Genomic DNA, 18,101 nt, shown 5'->3' on the forward strand with positions numbered 1-18,101 from the left:
TGATGGCGGAAGAACAACAAGAGACGCCGGGACATGTTGGGGGACGCGCGGGCGATCATGGTGCCCTCGCCGCGCGGTTCGCCATCGAGCTTCCCTCCGAACCGGGGGCCTCTGCGGCGGCGGCGAACGACCTCGCGCTGGCGGCACGCCGTACGGGCGCGCCCGGACTCGCGGACGCGCTCGAACGCGACGAGCGGCTGCGTTCTTTCCTCGGCGAAGTGTTCTCCGATGCGCCGTTCCTGCGCGACCTCGCCCACATCGCGCCGGAGAGGCTGGAAAGGCTGCTCGGGGAAGCGCCCGAGCACGCGCTGGAACGCCTGCTCGCGGCGGTCGACCAGCCGATGCCCGACGAGGCGGCGCTGATGCGCCACATGCGGCTTCTCAAGCAGGAAGTCGCGCTGCTCGTCGCGCTGTGCGATCTCGGCGGCGTTTGGGCGGTGTCGCAGGTGACGCGCGCGCTCGCGCGGTTCGCCGATGCCTGCCTCGGCGCCTGCCTGCGCCTTTTGCTGGTCGAAGCCCACGACAAGGGACGCCTCACCCTCGTCGATCCCGCCGACCCGGGGCCGGGATCCGGCTTCGTGATCCTCGCCATGGGCAAGCACGGGGCGTTCGAACTCAACTATTCGAGCGACATCGACATCATCGTGCTGTTCGACCGCGAGCGGATCAGGATCGCCGACCGGGACGAGGCCGGGACGCTGTTCGTGCGCATGACGCGGCGGCTGGTGCGGATGATGCAGGAGCGAACCGCGGAGGGTTATGTGTTCCGCGTCGATCTGCGCCTCCGGCCGGATCCCGGCGCGACGCCGCTGGCGCTCTCCGTGCAGGGCGCGCTGATCTATTACGAAAGCCTCGGCCAGAACTGGGAGCGCGCGGCGCTCATCAAGGCGCGGCCGTGCGCGGGCGACATCGAGGCGGGCGAGGCGTTCCTGGCGGAAATCCGCCCGTTCATCTGGCGCAAGTCGTTCGACTATGCCGCCGTCGCCGATGTCCACGCCATCAAGCGCCAGATTCATGCCGTGAAGGGCCACGGCGCCATCGCCATCGCCGGCCATGACGTGAAACTCGGGCGCGGCGGCATCCGCGAGATCGAGTTCTTCGTGCAGACGCAGCAGCTGATCGCCGGCGGACGCGAGCCGCGGCTGCGCGGCCGCTCGACCCGCGAGATGCTGGCGATGCTCGCCGAACTCGGCTGGATCGAACGCTCGACGCGCGACGAACTCGATCGCGCCTACGTGTTCCTGCGCATCGTCGAGCACCGCATCCAGATGGTGCGCGACGAGCAGACCCACCAGCTTCCGGAAGACCCCGACGAACTCGCGCGCATCGCGCGGCTCTGCGGCTTCCCTTCGGTCGATCCGTTCGCGAAGGTGCTGCGCGGCCATTTCCAGGCCGTGCAGCGGCATTACAGCCGCCTGTTCGAGCAGGCGCCGCAGCTTGCCGCCGATCACGGCAGCCTCGTCTTCACCGGGGCGGAGCCCGATCCCGCCACCATCGCCACCCTGAAGGAATTCGGCTTCCGCAATCCCGTGGAGGTCGCGGAGGCGATCCGCGGCTGGCATTTCGGCCGCTACCCGGCGATCCGTTCGGCCAAGGCCCGCGAGCGGCTGACGGAGCTGACGCCGGCGCTGCTGGAGGCGCTGGCGCGCACCGACAACGTGGATGCGGCATTCGTCGCCTTCGACCGGTTCCTGTCCCAGCTGCCGACGGGCATCCAGCTGTTCTCGCTGCTGCGCTCGAATCTGGGCCTACTCGACCTGCTCGCCACCATCATGGGCTCGGCGCCGCGGCTTGCCGGCATCATCACGAGGCGGCCGCGGGTGATCGATTCCCTGCTCGATCCCGCCTTCTTTGGGTCGCTGCCGAACGAGGTCGATCTTTCCGCGCGGCTCGACCGTTCCCTCGGCGAGGCCCGCTCCTACGAGGAGGAGCTCGACCGCGCCCGCATCTTCGGCCAGGAGCAGGCTTTCCTGATCGGGGTGCGGGTGCTGACGGGCACCATCGCGCCCGGGCAGGCCGGCGAGGCCTATGCCGCGCTCGCCGACGTCGTGGTGCGCTCGCTGGTGAAGGCGGCCGAGTACGAACTCGCCAAGCACCACGGCCGCGTTCCCGGCGGCTCCGTCTCGGTCGTCGCGATGGGCAAGCTCGGCGGGCGGGAGATGACGGCCTCGTCCGATCTCGACCTCATCCTGCTCTACGACCACCCCGAGGACGTGTCCGCGACCGACGGGCTGAAGCCGCTGGCGCCGAGCCAGTATTATATCCGCCTCACCCAGCGGCTCGTCTCGGCGCTGTCGGCGCCGACGGGCGAGGGCACGCTCTACGACGTGGATTTCCGCCTGCGGCCATCCGGCAAGGCCGGGCCGCTCGCGACCCACATCAAGGCGTTCGAGGTCTATCAGGCGACCGATTCCTGGACGTGGGAGCAGATGGCACTGACCCGGGCGCGGCCGATCACCGGCGATCTCGCCTTCGTCGGGCGGGTAGAGCAGGTCATCCGCACCGCCCTGACGCGCACAAGGCCGGCGCTCGCCGCCGACGTGGCGGACATGCGCCGCCGCATCGAGGCCGACAAGGGAACCCGCGATCCGTGGGACCTGAAGCAGGTCGCCGGCGGAATGGTCGACATCGAGTTCATCGCCCAATATCTGACGCTGGCCCACGCGCGGGAGCGGCCCGACCTTGCCTCGCCCAACACCCTCGTCGCTCTCGGGCGTCTCGCCCATGCCGGCATTCTCGACCCGGAGGCAGCGCGGGTGCTCTGCCCGGCGATCGGGCTCTATCAGGCTCTGACGCAGGTGCTGAGGCTCGCCGTCGAGGGGCCGTTCAAGCCGGACACGGCGCCGCGCGGCGTGGTGGAACTCGTCTGCCGGGCGAGCGGCGAGCCCGATATCCGCGTGCTGGAGGCCCGGCTCGTCGAGGTGCAGGCGGAGGTTCGCGCCTGCTTCGAGCGCATCGTCGGCAAAGGCACCGCGCCCTCCTGATCGTGACGCTACGGGAAGGTCGGCGACGGGTGCGTCCCGGCGGCTTGCGGCGCGGCGCCTCTCAGGGAAGGCTCAGGCTGCGGAGGCCTGAACGGTCTCGCGGCGCGGCGGGTCCTTCGGCAGGTGCACGGTGATGACCGTGCCGACGCCGACTTCGGACTGGATGTCCATCCGCCCGCCGTGGAGCTGCACCAGCGAGCGGGCGATCGCGAGCCCGAGGCCCGAGCCCTTGTGGCTCTTGGTGAACTGGTTCTCCACCTGCACGAACGGCTGGCCGAGACGCAGGATTTCCTTCTTCGCGATGCCGATACCGGTGTCCTCGACCGAAACGGCGATGCCGTCCTGGTCGGAGCGGGCCCGCACGGTCACGCGGCCGCCCTGGGGCGTGAACTTCACCGCGTTGGACAGCAGGTTCAGGAGGATCTGCTTCATCGCACGGCGGTCGACGTTCATCTTCAGCTGCGACACGGCCGAGACGACCTCGATGTCCTTCTCGGAGGCGGTCGGCGACATGATCCGCGCCGCCTCGGAAACGACCTCCTCCAAGTCGATGGCTTCCACCGAGAGATCGATCTGGCCGGCCTCGATCCGCGACATGTCGAGAATGTCGTTGATCACGCCGAGCAGATAATTGCCGCTGTGGTGGATGTCCTGGCAGTATTCGACGTACTTGTCGGAGCCGAGCGAGCCGAACATGCCCTGGGTCATGATTTCCGAGAAGCCGATGATCGCGTTCAGCGGCGTGCGGAGTTCGTGGCTGATATTGGCGAGGAATTCCGACTTCGCGCGGTTGGCTTCCTCCGCGCGGGTCTTCTCCTCGGCATATTTCTCGGCGAGCTCGACGAGCTGGCGGGCCTGGCTCTCCAGCTTCTGGCGCGACTGGCGCAGGTCCGCGACGGTGGCGCGCAGCCGCCGCTCGCTTTCCATCAGCCGCTCCTCGTGCCGCTTCAGCGCGGTGATGTCGGTGCCAACCGAGACGAAGCCGCCGTCCTTGGTGCGCCGCTCGTTGATCTGGAGCCAGCGGCCGTCGGAAAGCTGCGCCTCGTAGGAGCGAGAGCCCTCCTCCGGATAGCCCTCGGCGGGGATCTCGGAGGTGACGATCGGCTGGCTGGCGGAGCGCATGATGGTCGGGTAGGGCGCTCCGGCGGCGATGGCCTCGTCCGGCAGGTTGTGAAGCTGCTGGTATTTCGAGTTGCACATCACCAGGCGGTTGTCGGCGTCCCACAGCACGAACGCTTCCGAGATGGTCTCGATGGCGTCGCGCAGGCGCATGTCGGCCGTCGCGGAACGCTCGGCAAGCGCGCGCTGTTCGGTGACGTCGACGGCGATGCCGATGAGGTGCGGCGTGGTGTCGTCGGTCTCGGCGGCGAGTTCGGCGCGCATCCGCAGCCAGATCCAGCGGCCGTCGGCGTGGCGCATCCGCAGCATGCGGTCCAGCGTGCCGGCGCCGCTCGTCAGCATCCCGTCGGCGATGGCGAACAGGTCGCCGTCCTCGGGATGGATCAGGGCGGAGACTTCGCGGAACCCGAGCAGGTCGTCCTTCGGCTCCATGCCGAGGATGTCGTACATCGAGGCCGACCAGAACATCCGCCCCCGGGCGAGATCCCAGTCGAACAGGCCGCAGCGCCCGCGCATCAGCGCGGCATCGATGCGCACCTGCGTCGAGGCGTAGATGGTGTCGGCCGAGCGGGCGCGGGTCGATTGCGCGAAGAAGGCATAGACCAGCACCAGGATCACGCCGCTGGTGCAGACGAACAGCGTGACGTTGGCGGAAAGGTCGCGGCGCCAGGAGCCGAACACCGCGTCGGTCGGCTGCACGGCGGCGACCATGCTGCCGCCGTCGGCGAGCTGGTGCACGGTGGCGAAGGCGGGCGTGCCGTCGACGAGGGTGAGTTCGAGAACGCCGGCCTTGGCGCCGAACGTCGTCAGCGGCTGGGATTCGCCGAGCACGTCGATCAGCGTCTTGCCTTCGAGGTCCGGCCGCACCGGATCGGTGACGACGATCTTGCCGTCGGCGTCGGTGACCATGAGCTGGCGGCCGTCGAGGGTCGCGCGACTCGGCAGCACGCCCAGAAGCGCGGCGCGGATCGTCTCGGCCGGCGTCGCGCGCACGGCGTCGAGCGGCATCGCGGCCTGATCCGCGGCGGCGGCGCTTTCCGCCGCGCGATCCTTGGCGTTCTTCTGGCCGCCCTTCGATTTCTCCGCCAGTTCCGCGGCAGCGGTCGCCTTCGCCACGGCGCTCAAGGCGCGGTCGTGGTCGATGGTGGCGGCCACACCGGTCGCGAGCAGCGCGAGTTCATCGCGTGCGGTGCGGTCGGCGCTCTCGTACGACGCGACGAGCGCGGCGCAGCGATAGCCGGCCATCACCAGGATGAACAGAATGGTCAGGACAGGGATGGCCCGGCGGAACAGCGGCTCCTTGGCGACGAGCTGGGCATAGGCCGGCGCTGCCAGCAAGCCTGCATGGCCGGAGAGCGCAACCGGTGTACCGCGCCCCTGTGCGGCGCGGCCGGTCGTCTGCGTTGCCGTCAGTCTCGCCCAGGCCGCGTTCAACGCCGAAAAAGGCGCACGACGCCGCCCCGAGGCGTCGGCGGTGTCCGCCCGCGCCATCTTAGCATCCCCGTGGAATTCGTTGATTCTTGGGTGGATCCGGCACTCGAACTGCCCGAATCATGGCCATTTGAATCGACGTGAATCACATTGTCCAGAGGGTATGGTTAAAAAATGGTGAGCGGCCGCAAACGGGCTCGCGGCACCGGGTGCCGCGAGCAACTGGAAGGGGTTGGCGCCGAATCCTGAGGTTGCGCCGGCTCGCGCCTCACGCGAGACAGCGGCCGACGATATCGGTCACATCGGGCGAAAGCGGCCGCACCGCCGCGATGCGGCGCAGCTCCACCTCCGCCTTGGCGCGCCGGCCCGGCTCCATCGTGCGCCACGACCGGAACGCGCCCAGCAGGCGCGCGGCGAGCTGAGGGTTGCGCGGATCGAGATCGATGGCGGTGGAGGCGAGGAAGGCATAGCCCGCGCCGTCCGGCCGGTTGAACTGGGCGGGGTTGGCCATCGAGAACGCGCCGACCAGCGAGCGCACCCGGTTCGGATTGGTGAAGGCGAATGCCGGATGGCCGGTGAGGCGGCGAACGGTATCGAGCGTGTCGTCCGACGGCGCGGTCGCCTGCACCACGAACCACTTGTCGATCGCGAGCGGGTGGTCCTTGAAGCGGTCGTAGAAGTCGGCGAGCGCGGCCTCGGCCCCGGCAGCGCCGGTGAAGACCAGCGCCGTCAGGGCGGCGAGGCGATCGGTCATGTTGTCGGCGGTATCGTAATGCCGCTCCATCCGTCCGGCGCCCGCGGGCACCAGCGAGAGATAGTCGAGCAGGGTGTTGCGGAACGCGCGCCGGCCTGCGCCGGCGGCATCGGGGCGGAACGGCTCGGCGGTCGACAGCCGGTCGTAGAGGCCGGCGAAGGTGTCGGCGAGGGCCTCGGCGATCGCGCGGCGCATGTTCCGGCGCGCCGCGGCGATGGCGGTCGGGTCAACGTCGGAGCCGATCTCGCGGGCGATGTCGGTCTCGCTCGGAAGCTGGAGCACGAGGGCGCGGAAGGCGTGGTCCAGGGTCTCGTCGGCGGCCACGGTACCGAGAGCGGAGACGAAACTGCGGTCGGTTTCCGGGGACGTGCCCCCTGCAGCGATCGCGGCGGCCGCGGCCTTCAGGGCAACGGTGGCGATGGCCTGAGCGGCCTCCCAGCGGTTGAACGGATCGCTGTCGTGACCGAGCAGGAACAGCCTGTCCTCGAGCGGCAGATCGATGTCGAGCACCACGGGTGCCGAGAACGCGCGCAGCAGCGACGGCACAGGACGTGCCGCCACGCCCTCGAACACCACGGTCTGGCTGGCCTCGGTCAAATGGATAACGTCGTCCTTCACCGTGGCGCCGGAGACGGCGGTGACGTCGAGATCGGCCCCGTTCGGCCCGACGAGCCCGAAGCGCACCGGGATCGGCACGGGCAGCTTGGTCGGCTGGCCGGGTGTCGGCGGGCAGGTTTGGGCGAGATCGAGGGTGAAACGGCGGGCCTCGGCGTCATACGTGCCGCGCGCGGTCACGCGCGGCGTGCCGGCCTGACGATACCACATCAGGAAGGGCGCGAGATCGGAGCCGGAGGCTTCGGCGAAGCAGGCGAGGAAGTCCTCGATGGTCGCCGCGTCGCCGTCGTGGCGGTCGAAATAGAGGTCCATGCCCCGGGCGAACGCATCGGCGCCGATGAGCGTCTTCAGGGCGCGGATCAGCTCTGCGCCCTTCTCGTAGACCGTCGCGGTGTAGAAGTTGTTGATTTCGTGGTAGATTTCTGGTCGGACCGGGTGGGCGAGCGGCCCGGCATCCTCGGTGAACTGCTGGGCGCGAAGGGTGCGCACATCCGAAATCCGCTTCACCGGGCGCGAGCGCTGGTCGGAGGAGAACTCCTGATCGCGGAACACGGTCAGCCCTTCCTTCAGGCAGAGCTGGAACCAGTCGCGGCAGGTGATGCGGTTACCCGTCCAGTTGTGGAAATATTCGTGGGCGATCACGCCCTCGATGCCGGTATAGTCCTGATCGGTCGCAGTCTCCGGCGCGGCAAGGACATATTTGTCGTTGAAGATGTTGAGGCCCTTGTTCTCCATCGCCCCCATGTTGAAGTCCGACACCGCAACGATCATGAAGATATCGAGATCGTATTCGCGGCCGAACGCCTCCTCGTCCCAGCGCATCGAACGCTTCAGGGCGTCCATCGCATAGGTCGCGCGGTCCTCGTTGCCGTGCTCGACATAGATGCGAAGGTCGACCTCGCGGCCCGAGGCGGTGACGAAATCGTCGCGCACGAGGGCGAGATCGCCCGCCACCATGGCGAACAGGTAGCTCGGCTTCGGATAGGGATCGTGCCAGACGGCGAAGTGGCGGGTGCCGTCCGCCGAGGTGCCGGAGACGATCTGGTTGCCGTTGGCGAGCAGGATCGGGGCCTCGGCCACCGGCGCCTCGATGCGGGTGGTGTAGATCGACAGCACGTCCGGCCGGTCGAGGAAATAGGTGATGCGGCGGAAGCCCTCGGCCTCGCACTGGGTGCAGTAGGTGCCGCGGCTGCGATAGAGCCCGCTCAGCGCCAGATTGGCTTCCGGATCGATCTCGGTGACGATTTCCAGCGTGAATGGGCGAGCCGGCGGCGTGGCGACGGTCAATCCGTCGGGCGTCGCGGTGAAGGCCTCGGCCGCCAGGGGACGGCCGTCGAGGGAAACCGACACGAGGGTCAGGCCGTCGCCGTCGAGGACGAGCGGGGCGCCGGCGTCCGTGCCGTCACGCGGGACGATGGCGAGCCTCGCCGTGACGAGGGTCGCATGCGGCGAGAGCAGGAAGTCCAGGTCGACGGTTTCGATCGCGTAGAGCGTCGGCTGGTAGTCGGCGAGGCGAACGGCCTGTCCGGCATGTCGCGACATCATGGGCTTCCCTTGTGGCGACGGCCGGTCACGGCCGTCGGTGGCTGCAAGGCGGCCGTGACGGCCGCGGATCGGCCGGTTTTAGGCGCTTGGGGCGTCCGGCACCAGAGCGTCGCCCGCATGGGGCGTCTGTCTCCAGCAAAGCCGCCGCCGTGCGCCGCGCCGGGCCGCGGCATCCGAAATCGGGTCGCGGCGCTCGCCGCTTCGTGGCATGTCCCGTCTGAGCTCATCCGATTCTCGACTGGAAACCGTGCAATGCCCGGTAACGCGCCGCCCCGCCGCACCATGACGCCGCTCGAATGGGGGATGCTGCTCATCCTCTCGGTGGTGTGGGGTGGCTCGTTCTTCTTCAACCGCGTCGCCGTGCAGGAGTTGCCGGTGTTCACGGTGGTGGTGTCGCGGGTGGCACTGGCGGCCATCATCCTCACCGTGATCCTGAGGCTACGGGGCGAACGGCTGCCGACGAGCGGGCGCGTCTGGGCCGCCTTCTTCGGCATGGGATTTCTCAACAACGCGGTCCCCTTTCTGCTGATCGTCTGGGGGCAGCAGTTCATCGCGTCCGGCGTCGCCTCGATCCTGAATGCCTCGACGCCGCTGTTCACAGTGCTGTTCGCGCATTTCCTGACGACTGACGAGAAGCTGAGCGGAGGACGGCTCGCGGGCGTGCTCATCGGCTTCGCCGGTGTCGCCGTGATGATCGGTCCCGATGCCTTCCGCGCGCTCGGCGGCAATCTGGCGGCGCAGCTCGCCTGCCTCGGAGCGGCGGTGTCCTATGCCTTCGCGGGCATCTTCGGGCGACGGTTCCGGGCGATGGGCGTCACGCCGATCACGACGGCGGCGGGGCAGGTGATCGCGTCGAGCACCATGCTGCTTCCGGTCATGCTCGTCGTCGACCGGCCATGGACGCTGCCGCTGCCGAGCGTGGCCGCGCTCGGGGCCCTCGTGGCGCTGGCGGCGGTGTCGACCGCCTTCGCCTATGTGCTGTTCTTCCGGATTCTCTCGACCGCAGGCGCGACCAACATCGTGCTGGTGACGTTCCTCGTTCCCGTCAGCGCCATTCTGCTGGGCGTTGCCTTCCTCGGCGAGCGCCTGCGGCCGGAGCATCTCGCCGGCATGGCGCTGATCGGCGCCGGCCTCGCGGCGATCGACGGCCGCCTCTGGCGCCGTCTCAATCCCCGCGCCGCCCGGGACGGGTGAGGGCACAAGACGGGCAAGAAGACGGCGCATGAAGGCGGCGGATGCCGCGCGGGCCGAAGCCGGCGGCGGGAACGGCCTCCATGGCGGGCGCCGCAGATCCGGGTTAAGTAAGGGGTCCAGCGTCGAGACAAGGCCCGCATGAAGCGCGAAACGTCCACGATGCCGCCGCCAGCGTCGCCCGTCGTGCCTTCCGGCAGCGAGGGAAGCTCCGCGCGTGCCGAAGCGCCGTCGAGAGGCGACGCGCCCGCTCGGTGGACCGTTCCGCTCGGCTGGGTGCTGGGCGGCGGCTACGGGCTTCTGCTGTTCGTCTCGCTCGTGATCGTGCTGTCGATCGCGGTCACCAGCAACTACAACAACACCTACAGTCTGCTCCGCGACAAGGCGATCCTGGTGATGGATCTCCTGTCGAGCCGCATCTCCGACCAGCTCGCCCCGGCGGAACTCGCCGCCAACGACATCGCCTCGCTTTACGCCGCTGGCGCTTTCGAGACGGATCGGCAGGACGACCGGCAGATGCTGGCGCTGCTGGAAGGCGCCCTCGTCGGCAATTCGTCCGTCGGCGGCGCGGTGATCTACGACCGGAATTTCGATGTCGTCGGGTTTTACCGGTCGAACGACGGCGCGATCCAGAAGCTCGCCGACGGCTCGGTGGAGGCGCTCAGCGAAGGCGATCGGAAGGTGCTCTCCGCGATGCCGGCGCACGCCGGCGCGACATGGGAGCCCCTGCGCTTCACCGCGGGCAACCTCGTCGCCAGCGTCGCCGCCCCCCTCGACCGCGACGGCCAGCGCGGGGGCTATGTCGTCGCCGCGGTCACGGCGGAAGCGCTCAGCCACGTCGTCGCCGAACTGGGGCAGGGCACGCGCGTCACGGCCTTTCTGCTCGATTCAAAGGGGCAGGTGTTCGCCCACTCCGGTGGCTCGGCGCTCAAGCTCCCCGACGCGATCAACCGCAACCACGGCTGGGTCACGCCGGCCGACATCGGCGACCGGGTGCTCGTCGCCTACGAGGATGAAGACCAGCCCGCGACGCTCGCCCGGGTCGCCGGCGACATCAACATCGACCAGGTGGAGGTGGGCGAGGATTCCTACATCATCATCACCCGCCAGCTGAACAGGTTCGGCGCGAAGCCTTGGACCGTCGGCGCCTACATGCTGTCCGCCGATACCCTCGACCAGCTGCGCGGCCTCTATGGATCGGTCATCGCCGGCATCGTGATGATCGTCATCGCCATCGCGCTCGCGCTCTGGATCGCGCGGCGCATTGCAAGGTCGATCGGCCAGCTTCGCACCGAGGCCGATCGCATCGCCGCGCTCGACCTCGACGCCGCCCGCCAGGTTCCGTCGAGCCGCATCGCCGAGTTCGACAGCGGCGCGCGCGCCTTCAACAACATGCTGGAGGCCGTGCGGGCCTTCTCGCGCTATGTGCCGAGCGGGCTCGTTCGCCGGCTGATGCGGTTCGGCTTCGCCGCCGCGACCCGGCCCGAGCGGCGCATCGCGGCGATCATGTTCACCGACCTCGCCGGCTTCACCACGCTCTCCGAGGAACTCAGCCCCGAGGACGTGTCGCTGCTGCTGAACCGCCATTTCAGCGCGCTGGTCGCCTGCGTCGAAGCGGAGAACGGCACCGTCGACAAGTTCCTCGGCGACGGCATGATGGCGGTGTGGGCCGAAGGCTCGCCTGCGGAGAACGCCGCTCGCGCCGCCCGCGCCGCCGTCGCCATCGCCCGCGCGGTCGAGGAAAGCGCGGCGCAGGCCCGCGCCGAAGGCGCTCTGGTGCTGCGGGTCCGCATCGGGCTTCACGTCGGCCCGGTGATCATCGGCAATCTCGGCGCGACCGAGCGCGTCAACTACACCACCATCGGCGATACGGTGAACGTCGCTTCACGGCTGGAGGCGTTCGGCAAGACACTCGCCGACGCCGACGCGCAGGATGCCGTGGTTCTGGCGACCGGCGATCTGGTCCAACTCGCCGATCCCGGCATTCGCTGTGCGGCGATCGGCGCGACCGCGCTCAGGGGCCGCTCCGGCGCGCTCACCGTCTACCGCATTCTGCCTCACGCGGCGCCGTGACCCTGCGCCGGCGGGGCGCGCGGCCAAAATGCACGGCGCCGGGATGTATGCCGGCTTCTGAATTGCGTGCGGCCGGCTCGGTCTGGCGCTCCCGTCCGATCGGAAAGCGCTCCAGCGGCTTTCGGACGCAAGGCCCGGATGCCGCCAGAAATCGCCGTTCGGACAGCGAAATTCGTCCTGCCCCCCTGTTTCCTTAACGGCGCCGTGCGGTCATAGTCTCGAACGGTCCGGCGATGGATGGACCGGGTCGGCATGAGGGGCGGTGCGGGGAGCGGCGAGCCCCCGGAGCCAGCCCCCGGCTTCAGGGGATGGCGTTCGTGGATGTCCTGACGATCGAGGGCCTCACAGTCGATTTCCGCGGCGACGAGGGTCTGGTCCGCGCCGTGGACGGGGTTTCCCTGTCGGTTCCGGCGGGACGCACCGTCGCCCTGGTGGGCGAGTCCGGCTCCGGCAAGACCGTGATTTCCCAGGCGATCATGGGGCTTCTGCCGAAGAAGGCGAAAATCACGTCCGGCCGCATCCTGTTCAACGATCCCGACGAGGGCGGGCGGCAGACCGACATCGCCGCGCTGGAGCCATCCGGCCGCAAGATGCGCGCGATCCGAGGCAATCGCATCGCCATCGTGTTCCAGGAGCCGATGACGTCGCTGTCGCCGCTCCACACCGTCGGCGACCAGATCGGCGAGGCGGCGCAGCTCCATCGCGGCTGCAGCCGGGCCGAGGCCCGCGAGATCACCCGCGAGATGCTGCGCCTGGTGCAGTTTCCCGACCCCGACCGGGCGCTGGCGTCCTATCCCTTCCAGCTTTCCGGCGGTCTGCGCCAGCGCGCGGTGATCGCCATGGCGCTGGTCTGCCGGCCAGCGCTTCTGATTGCCGACGAGCCGACCACCGCGCTCGACGTGACCATTCAGGCCGAAATCCTGAAGCTCATCCGCGACCTGCAGCGCGAGCTGGCGATGTCGGTGCTGATGATCACCCACGATTTCGGAGTGGTGGCGAACGTCGCCCACGACGTGGTCGTGGTCTATCACGGCCGCGTCATGGAATCCGGGCCGGTGGACGAGATCTTCCGGGCGCCGCAGCACGACTATCTCAAGGCGCTGCTCCGGGCCGTGCCCCGCTTCGAGATGGCGCCCGGGGAGCGGCTCGTGCCGATCCGGCCGATCGCTCCCGCCTCCAGCGGGTTCCTCGCGAAGACCGGCACGCGCGAGCGCACCTCGGACGGCCCGATCGTCACCTTCGAGCGGGTGTTCAAGAGCTACGGCGCCAAGCGCAAGCGCGGCAGTCGCCTCGTCGGCCCGATCCGGGCGATGGACGACATCAATTTCACCGTGCGCCGCGGCGAATGCCTCGGCATCGTCGGTGAATCCGGCTCGGGCAAGACCACCTCCGCGCTTGCGCTGATGCGGGCCATCGACATCGATTCCGGCCGCATCCTGTTCGATGACGGTCATGGCGCGGTGGACGTCGCGCACCTGCGCGGCAGCGACCTGTTCGCCTATCGCCGCAAGGCGCAGATGATCTTCCAGGACCCGTTCTCCTCGCTCAATCCGCGCATGACGGTGAACGAGATCATCTCCGAGCCGCTCACCATCCACGAGAAGCTCAGCCCGGAGGAACGCTCCGAAAGGGTGCGCGAGCTGATGCGCCTCGTCGGGCTCGATCCCCGCTTCCTGCGGCGCTATCCGCATTCGTTCTCCGGCGGCCAGCGCCAGCGCATCGGCATCGCGCGCGCGCTTGCGCTGAAGCCCGACCTGATCGTGTGCGACGAACCGGTCTCCGCGCTCGACGTCTCGGTCCAGGCCCAGATTCTCAATCTTCTCAAGGATCTCCAGTCCGAACTCGGACTGACCTACATCTTCGTCAGCCACAATCTCGCGGTCATCGACTACATGGCCGACCGCGTGGTGGTGATGTGCCGGGGGCGGGTCGTGGAGATCGGCGCCACCCGCGAGGTGGTGGGGGACCCGATCCACCCCTACACAAAGGCCCTGCTGACCGCCGTGCCCGAGGCGAGCCTGGACCATCCGCTCGACTTCGCCGCACTCTCCGCCGGACGCACGTCCGATCCCGCATCATGGCCGGAGCCGTTCCGCCTCGGGCCGGACACGCCGCCGACGCTGGTGGAAATGCGGCCGGGCCGCTTCGTCTGCGCGCCGGGCATCGCCGGCCAGATCCCCGCGACAGGTCAGCTGGAGGTTGCCGGATGAACGCCGCCCGTCTCGCCCTTTCCGGCCCGGCAGCCCTGTTCGGGTCCGCCGTCCGCCTCGCGTCCGCGCTCGGGCTCTGCGTGCTGTTGGCGGGCGTCCTGCCGCCGGCCGCCGCCCGCGCCGCCTCCGATCCCGCGCCGGCGGCGGAAGCGGAGGGACCGCAGCTTCCGCCGCTCGCCGAGCGGCTGCCGAAGGAGCCTCTGGTCGTCAATCTCGAGGCCATGGGCCTCAAGGTCGGCAAGCCCGGCGGTTCGATCCGCACCCTGATCAGCCGCGTCAAGGATGCGCGCATGATCACGGTTTGGGGATATGCCCGCCTCGTCGGCTACAACGAAAAGCTCGAGATCGTGCCGGATATCCTCAAGTCCGTGGATGTCGAGGATGGGCGCATCTTCACGCTGCACCTCAGGGCCGGTCACAAGTGGTCGGACGGCAAGCCCTTCACCGCCGAGGATTTCCGCTACTACTGGGAGGACATCGTCGGCAACAAGGAACTGACGCCTGCCGGCCCGGAGCCGTTCCTGCTGGTGAACGGCGAAATGCCGACATTCGAGGTCATCGACGATCTCACGGTGCGCTACAGCTGGAGCAAGCCGAATGCGTTGTTCCTGCCGAGTCTGGCGGCTGCTCGCGACCCCTTCATCTATCGCCCGGCGCACTACCTGAAGCAGTTCCATATCAAGTACGCCGATCCCGACAAGCTGGCGGCGATGATCAAGAAGAAGAAGGCGCGCTCCTGGGCTGCGCTTCACTTCAAGATGGACAATCTCTACGACGCGATGGACCCGCATGAACCGTCGCTGCAGCCGTGGGTGCCGTCGGAAAATTCGTCCGATCGCCGGCTGGTCATGCGCCGCAACCCCTATTTCCATCGCGTCGATGAAACCGGTCAGCAGCTTCCCTATGCCGACGCGGTGGTGATGAACGTGGTCTCCGCCAGCCTGATCCCGAGCCAGACCCAGGCGGGCGAGGCCGATCTTCAGGCGCGCGGATTGTCCTTCCCGGACATCACGGTGCTGAAGCGCGGCGAGGCGCAATCGGGCTACCGCACCTATCTCTGGCCGATGTCCACCTCGAACCAGGTGGCCATCTACCCGAACCTGACCGTGGCCGATCCGATGTGGCGCACGCTGCTGCGCGACACCCGCTTCCGCCGCGCGCTGTCGCTCGGCATCGACCGCGACATGATCAACCGCGTGCTCTATTTCGGCCTTGCCGAGCCCTCGAACAACGCCGTGCTGTCGAAGAGCAAGCTGTTCGAGCCGGATTTCCGCACGAAGTGGGCGACCTACGATCCGGCGGAGGCCAACCGGCTGCTCGACGAGGTCGGGCTCAAGAAGAAGCGCAGCGACGGCATCCGCCTGCTGCCGAACGGCGAGCCGCTCCAGATCGTCATCGAGGCGGACGGAACCAGCCAGGAACAGGTCGACATGCTCCAGCTCGTCGCCGAGACGTGGCGGGAGATCGGCGTCAACCTGTTCGTGAAGGGCTCTGACCGCGACATCATGTGGAACCGCGCGCTCGCCGGCAGCCTCGTGATGATGGCCGCGAACGGCTACGACAATGGCATCCCGACGAGCGAGATGAGCCCGGCCGAGCGCGTGCCGTCCGACAGTTCCTTCGTGCTGGGCATGGGCTGGGGCGCCTATCGCGACAGCGAAGGCGCCAACGGCGAGAAGATCGACTATCCGCCGGTGCAGAAGCTGATGGATGCCTATAACGACTGGCTCTCCGCACGCGACGACGATGCACGCACGGCGGCCTGGAAGACCATCATCCGCACCCATGTGGACGAGACGCTCTCGATCGGCATTGTAGCTTCGGTGAAGCAGCCGGTGGTGGTGGCCCGCAAACTGATGAACGTGCCCGAAACCGCGTTCTACGGCTTCGAGCCCGGCGCGTTCTTCGGCATCTACCACATGGACTGCTTCTGGTTCGACACGAACAACAAGACCGCCGATCGGAACTGAGCCTCATGCTGGCCTATATCATCAGACGCACGCTGGCGATGATCCCGACGCTCGCGGTCATCAGCTTCCTGATATTCGTCGTCATCCAGTTGCCGCCCGGGGACTATCTGTCCAACCAGATCGCGGAACTGCGCTCCTCCGGCGAGGCGGCCTCGATCGCGAAGGTCGAGTTCCTGCGCAAGGAGTTCTCCCTCGACCGGCCGTTCCTCGAGCGCTACCTGATCTGGGTCGGCGCTTGGCCGGGGCCGCACGGCTTCGACGGGCTGCTTCAGGGCAACTGGGGTTGGTCGTTCGAGTACGACAAGCCCGTCGCGGACGTGGTCGGCCCCACCCTGCCGCTGACGATCATCCTCAATCTCGCGACGGTGCTGTTCGTCTATGTGGTGTCGTTCCCGATCGGCATCTATTCGGCCACACGGCAATATAGCTGGGGCGATTACGGCTTCACGCTGATCGGCTATATCGGGCTCGCCGTACCGAACTTCCTGTTCGGGCTCATCCTGCTCTATCTCGCCAACCGCTGGTTCGGGCTTTCCATCGGCGGGCTGATGGACCCGCGCTATGTGGATGCGCCATGGAGCTGGGCCAAGGCGATGTCGATCTTGGGTCACCTCATCGTGCCGACGATCGTGATCGGCACTGCGGGAACCGCCGGCATGATCCGCAGGCTGCGCGCCAACCTGCTCGACGAGATTCACCGGCAATATGTCGTCACCGCCCGCGCCAAGGGGCTGAGCGAGCGCAAGCTTCTGGTGAAATATCCGCTGCGGATGGCGCTCAATCCGTTCATCGCCGATATCGGCCACCTGCTGCCGTCGCTCGTCTCGGGCTCGGTCATCGTCTCCGTGGTGCTCAACCTTCCGACCGTCGGTCCGGTGCTGCTCGATGCGCTGCGCTCGCTCGACCAGTTCCTCGCGGCCTTCATCCTGATGTTCGTGGCGCTCCTCACGGTGGTCGGCATGCTGATCTCCGACCTCCTCCTGGGCGTGCTCGATCCCCGCATCCGTCTCGGCGGAAAGGTGCGTAAATGAGTTCCGAAGTGTCCGCGACGCCCGGGCCGCGCACGCCCCACTATGTCGATCCGCGTCCGTTCGATCCGGCGGAGACGGAGATTCTGACGCCGGAGCAGGAGCGCTTCTATCAGGCATCGCAGTGGAGCATCATCTGGATGCGCTTCCGCCGCCACCGCGTGGCGGTGTGGTCGGGCGTCATCCTGATCCTGTTCTATCTGTGCGTGCCGTTCGCCGGCGTGATCGCGCCCTATACCCCGAGCGACCGCGACAACTATCATCTCTATGCGCCGCCGCAGGGCCTGCACCTGTTCCACGACGGCAAATTCGTCGGCCCCTTCGTCTACGGGCTGAACGCGCGCGTCGACATGGACGAGATGCGGTGGGTCTACGAGGTCGACGAGACCGCCGTGCAGCCGCTGCGCTTCTTCTGTTCCGGCAGCCCCTATTCGTTCTGGGGCGTAGTCGAAACCCGCTTCCATCTCGTCTGCCCGGCAGAGGGCGGCACGTTCTTTCCGCTCGGCACCGACCGTCTCGGGCGCGACATCTTCTCCGGCCTCATCTACGGCGCGCGGATTTCGCTCACGGTGGGCCTCGTCGGCGTCGCCATCTCCATCGTGCTCGGCATGTTCTTTGGCGGCATCGCTGGGTTCTTCGGCGGCTTCGTCGACACCGCCATCCAGCGCCTGATCGAGATCATGCGCTCGCTTCCCGAACTGCCGTTGTGGATGGCGCTGTCGGCCGCCCTGCCGGTGACGTGGAGCCCTGTGCTGATCTATCTCGGCATCACCGTGATCCTCGGGCTGCTCGACTGGCCGAGCCTTGCGCGCGCGGTACGCTCCAAGCTGCTCGCGCTGCGTGAGGAGGACTATGCCCGCGCGGCCGTGATGATGGGGGCCTCGCCGCGGCGCATCATCTTGCGCCACCTGCTGCCGGGTTTCACCAGCCACATCATCGCCTCGGCCACGCTGGCGATCCCCGGCATGATCCTCGGCGAGACGGCTCTGTCGTTCCTGGGTCTCGGCCTGCGGCGCCCTGCGGTGAGCTGGGGCGTGATGCTGAACGAGGCGCAGAACATCACGGCGGTGACCGTCTATCCGTGGCTGATGGCGCCGACGATCCCCGTCATCATCGTCGTGCTCGCCTTCAACTTCCTCGGCGACGGCATGCGGGACGCGGCCGACCCTTACAAGTAGGCC

Annotated in this window: 9 protein-coding genes; 7 read left to right on the top strand and 2 right to left on the bottom strand. The window is 68.1% G+C overall.

The annotated features are described in order from the left end of the window. Positions 1–2 precede the first annotated feature (2 nt). Positions 3–2,984, top strand: a complete 2,982-nt coding sequence (locus BUF17_RS14475; protein ID WP_073629857.1) for a bifunctional [glutamine synthetase] adenylyltransferase/[glutamine synthetase]-adenylyl-L-tyrosine phosphorylase — start codon at positions 3–5, stop codon at positions 2,982–2,984. 72 nt (positions 2,985–3,056) lie between these two features. On the opposite strand, the gene BUF17_RS14480 is transcribed toward BUF17_RS14475, so the two are convergent. Together BUF17_RS14480 and pepN are read right to left on the bottom strand one after the other, a co-directional pair. After that, positions 3,057–5,594 carry a PAS domain-containing sensor histidine kinase gene (locus BUF17_RS14480; RefSeq protein WP_073629859.1) on the bottom strand — a complete coding sequence of 846 codons (2,538 nt, stop codon included), beginning with the start codon at positions 5,592–5,594 and terminating at the stop codon, positions 3,057–3,059. A 208-nt stretch (positions 5,595–5,802) separates the two neighbouring features. Beyond that, a complete protein-coding gene (gene pepN, locus BUF17_RS14485) occupies positions 5,803–8,445 on the bottom strand; it encodes an aminopeptidase N (protein WP_073629861.1) in 2,643 nt (880 codons plus the stop codon). Between the two features lie 255 nt (positions 8,446–8,700). Here pepN and BUF17_RS14490 point away from each other — a divergent pair, with 255 nt between their 5' ends. The 6 genes from BUF17_RS14490 to BUF17_RS14515 all read left to right on the top strand — a co-directional run bounded on the left by BUF17_RS14490 (position 8,701) and on the right by BUF17_RS14515 (position 18,098). Beyond that, on the top strand, positions 8,701–9,642 hold the full coding sequence (locus tag BUF17_RS14490) for a DMT family transporter (protein ID WP_073629863.1): 942 nt from the start codon (positions 8,701–8,703) through the stop codon (positions 9,640–9,642). Positions 9,643–9,780: 138 nt separating this feature from the next. Continuing rightward, on the top strand, positions 9,781–11,712 hold the full coding sequence (locus BUF17_RS14495; protein WP_073629865.1) for an adenylate/guanylate cyclase domain-containing protein: 1,932 nt from the start codon (positions 9,781–9,783) through the stop codon (positions 11,710–11,712). A 308-nt stretch (positions 11,713–12,020) separates the two neighbouring features. Further along, positions 12,021–13,922, top strand: coding sequence for an ABC transporter ATP-binding protein (locus BUF17_RS14500; RefSeq protein ID WP_210215450.1), 1,902 nt, complete (start codon positions 12,021–12,023; stop codon positions 13,920–13,922). Next, positions 13,919–15,892 (top strand): ABC transporter substrate-binding protein, encoded by a 1,974-nt coding sequence (locus tag BUF17_RS14505; RefSeq protein ID WP_084564689.1) that lies wholly within the window; start codon positions 13,919–13,921, stop codon positions 15,890–15,892. The genes BUF17_RS14500 and BUF17_RS14505 overlap by 4 nt, the downstream gene beginning before the upstream one ends. 5 nt (positions 15,893–15,897) lie before the next feature. Beyond that, positions 15,898–16,923, top strand: coding sequence for an ABC transporter permease (locus tag BUF17_RS14510; protein ID WP_073629867.1), 1,026 nt, complete (start codon positions 15,898–15,900; stop codon positions 16,921–16,923). Continuing rightward, positions 16,920–18,098, top strand: coding sequence for an ABC transporter permease (locus BUF17_RS14515; RefSeq protein ID WP_073629869.1), 1,179 nt, complete (start codon positions 16,920–16,922; stop codon positions 18,096–18,098). The genes BUF17_RS14510 and BUF17_RS14515 overlap by 4 nt, the downstream gene beginning before the upstream one ends. The last annotated feature ends 3 nt before the right edge of the window (positions 18,099–18,101 follow it).

Origin of the sequence: Pseudoxanthobacter soli DSM 19599 (assembly GCF_900148505.1) — a bacterium.
Lineage (GTDB): Bacteria > Pseudomonadota > Alphaproteobacteria > Rhizobiales > Segnochrobactraceae > Pseudoxanthobacter > Pseudoxanthobacter soli.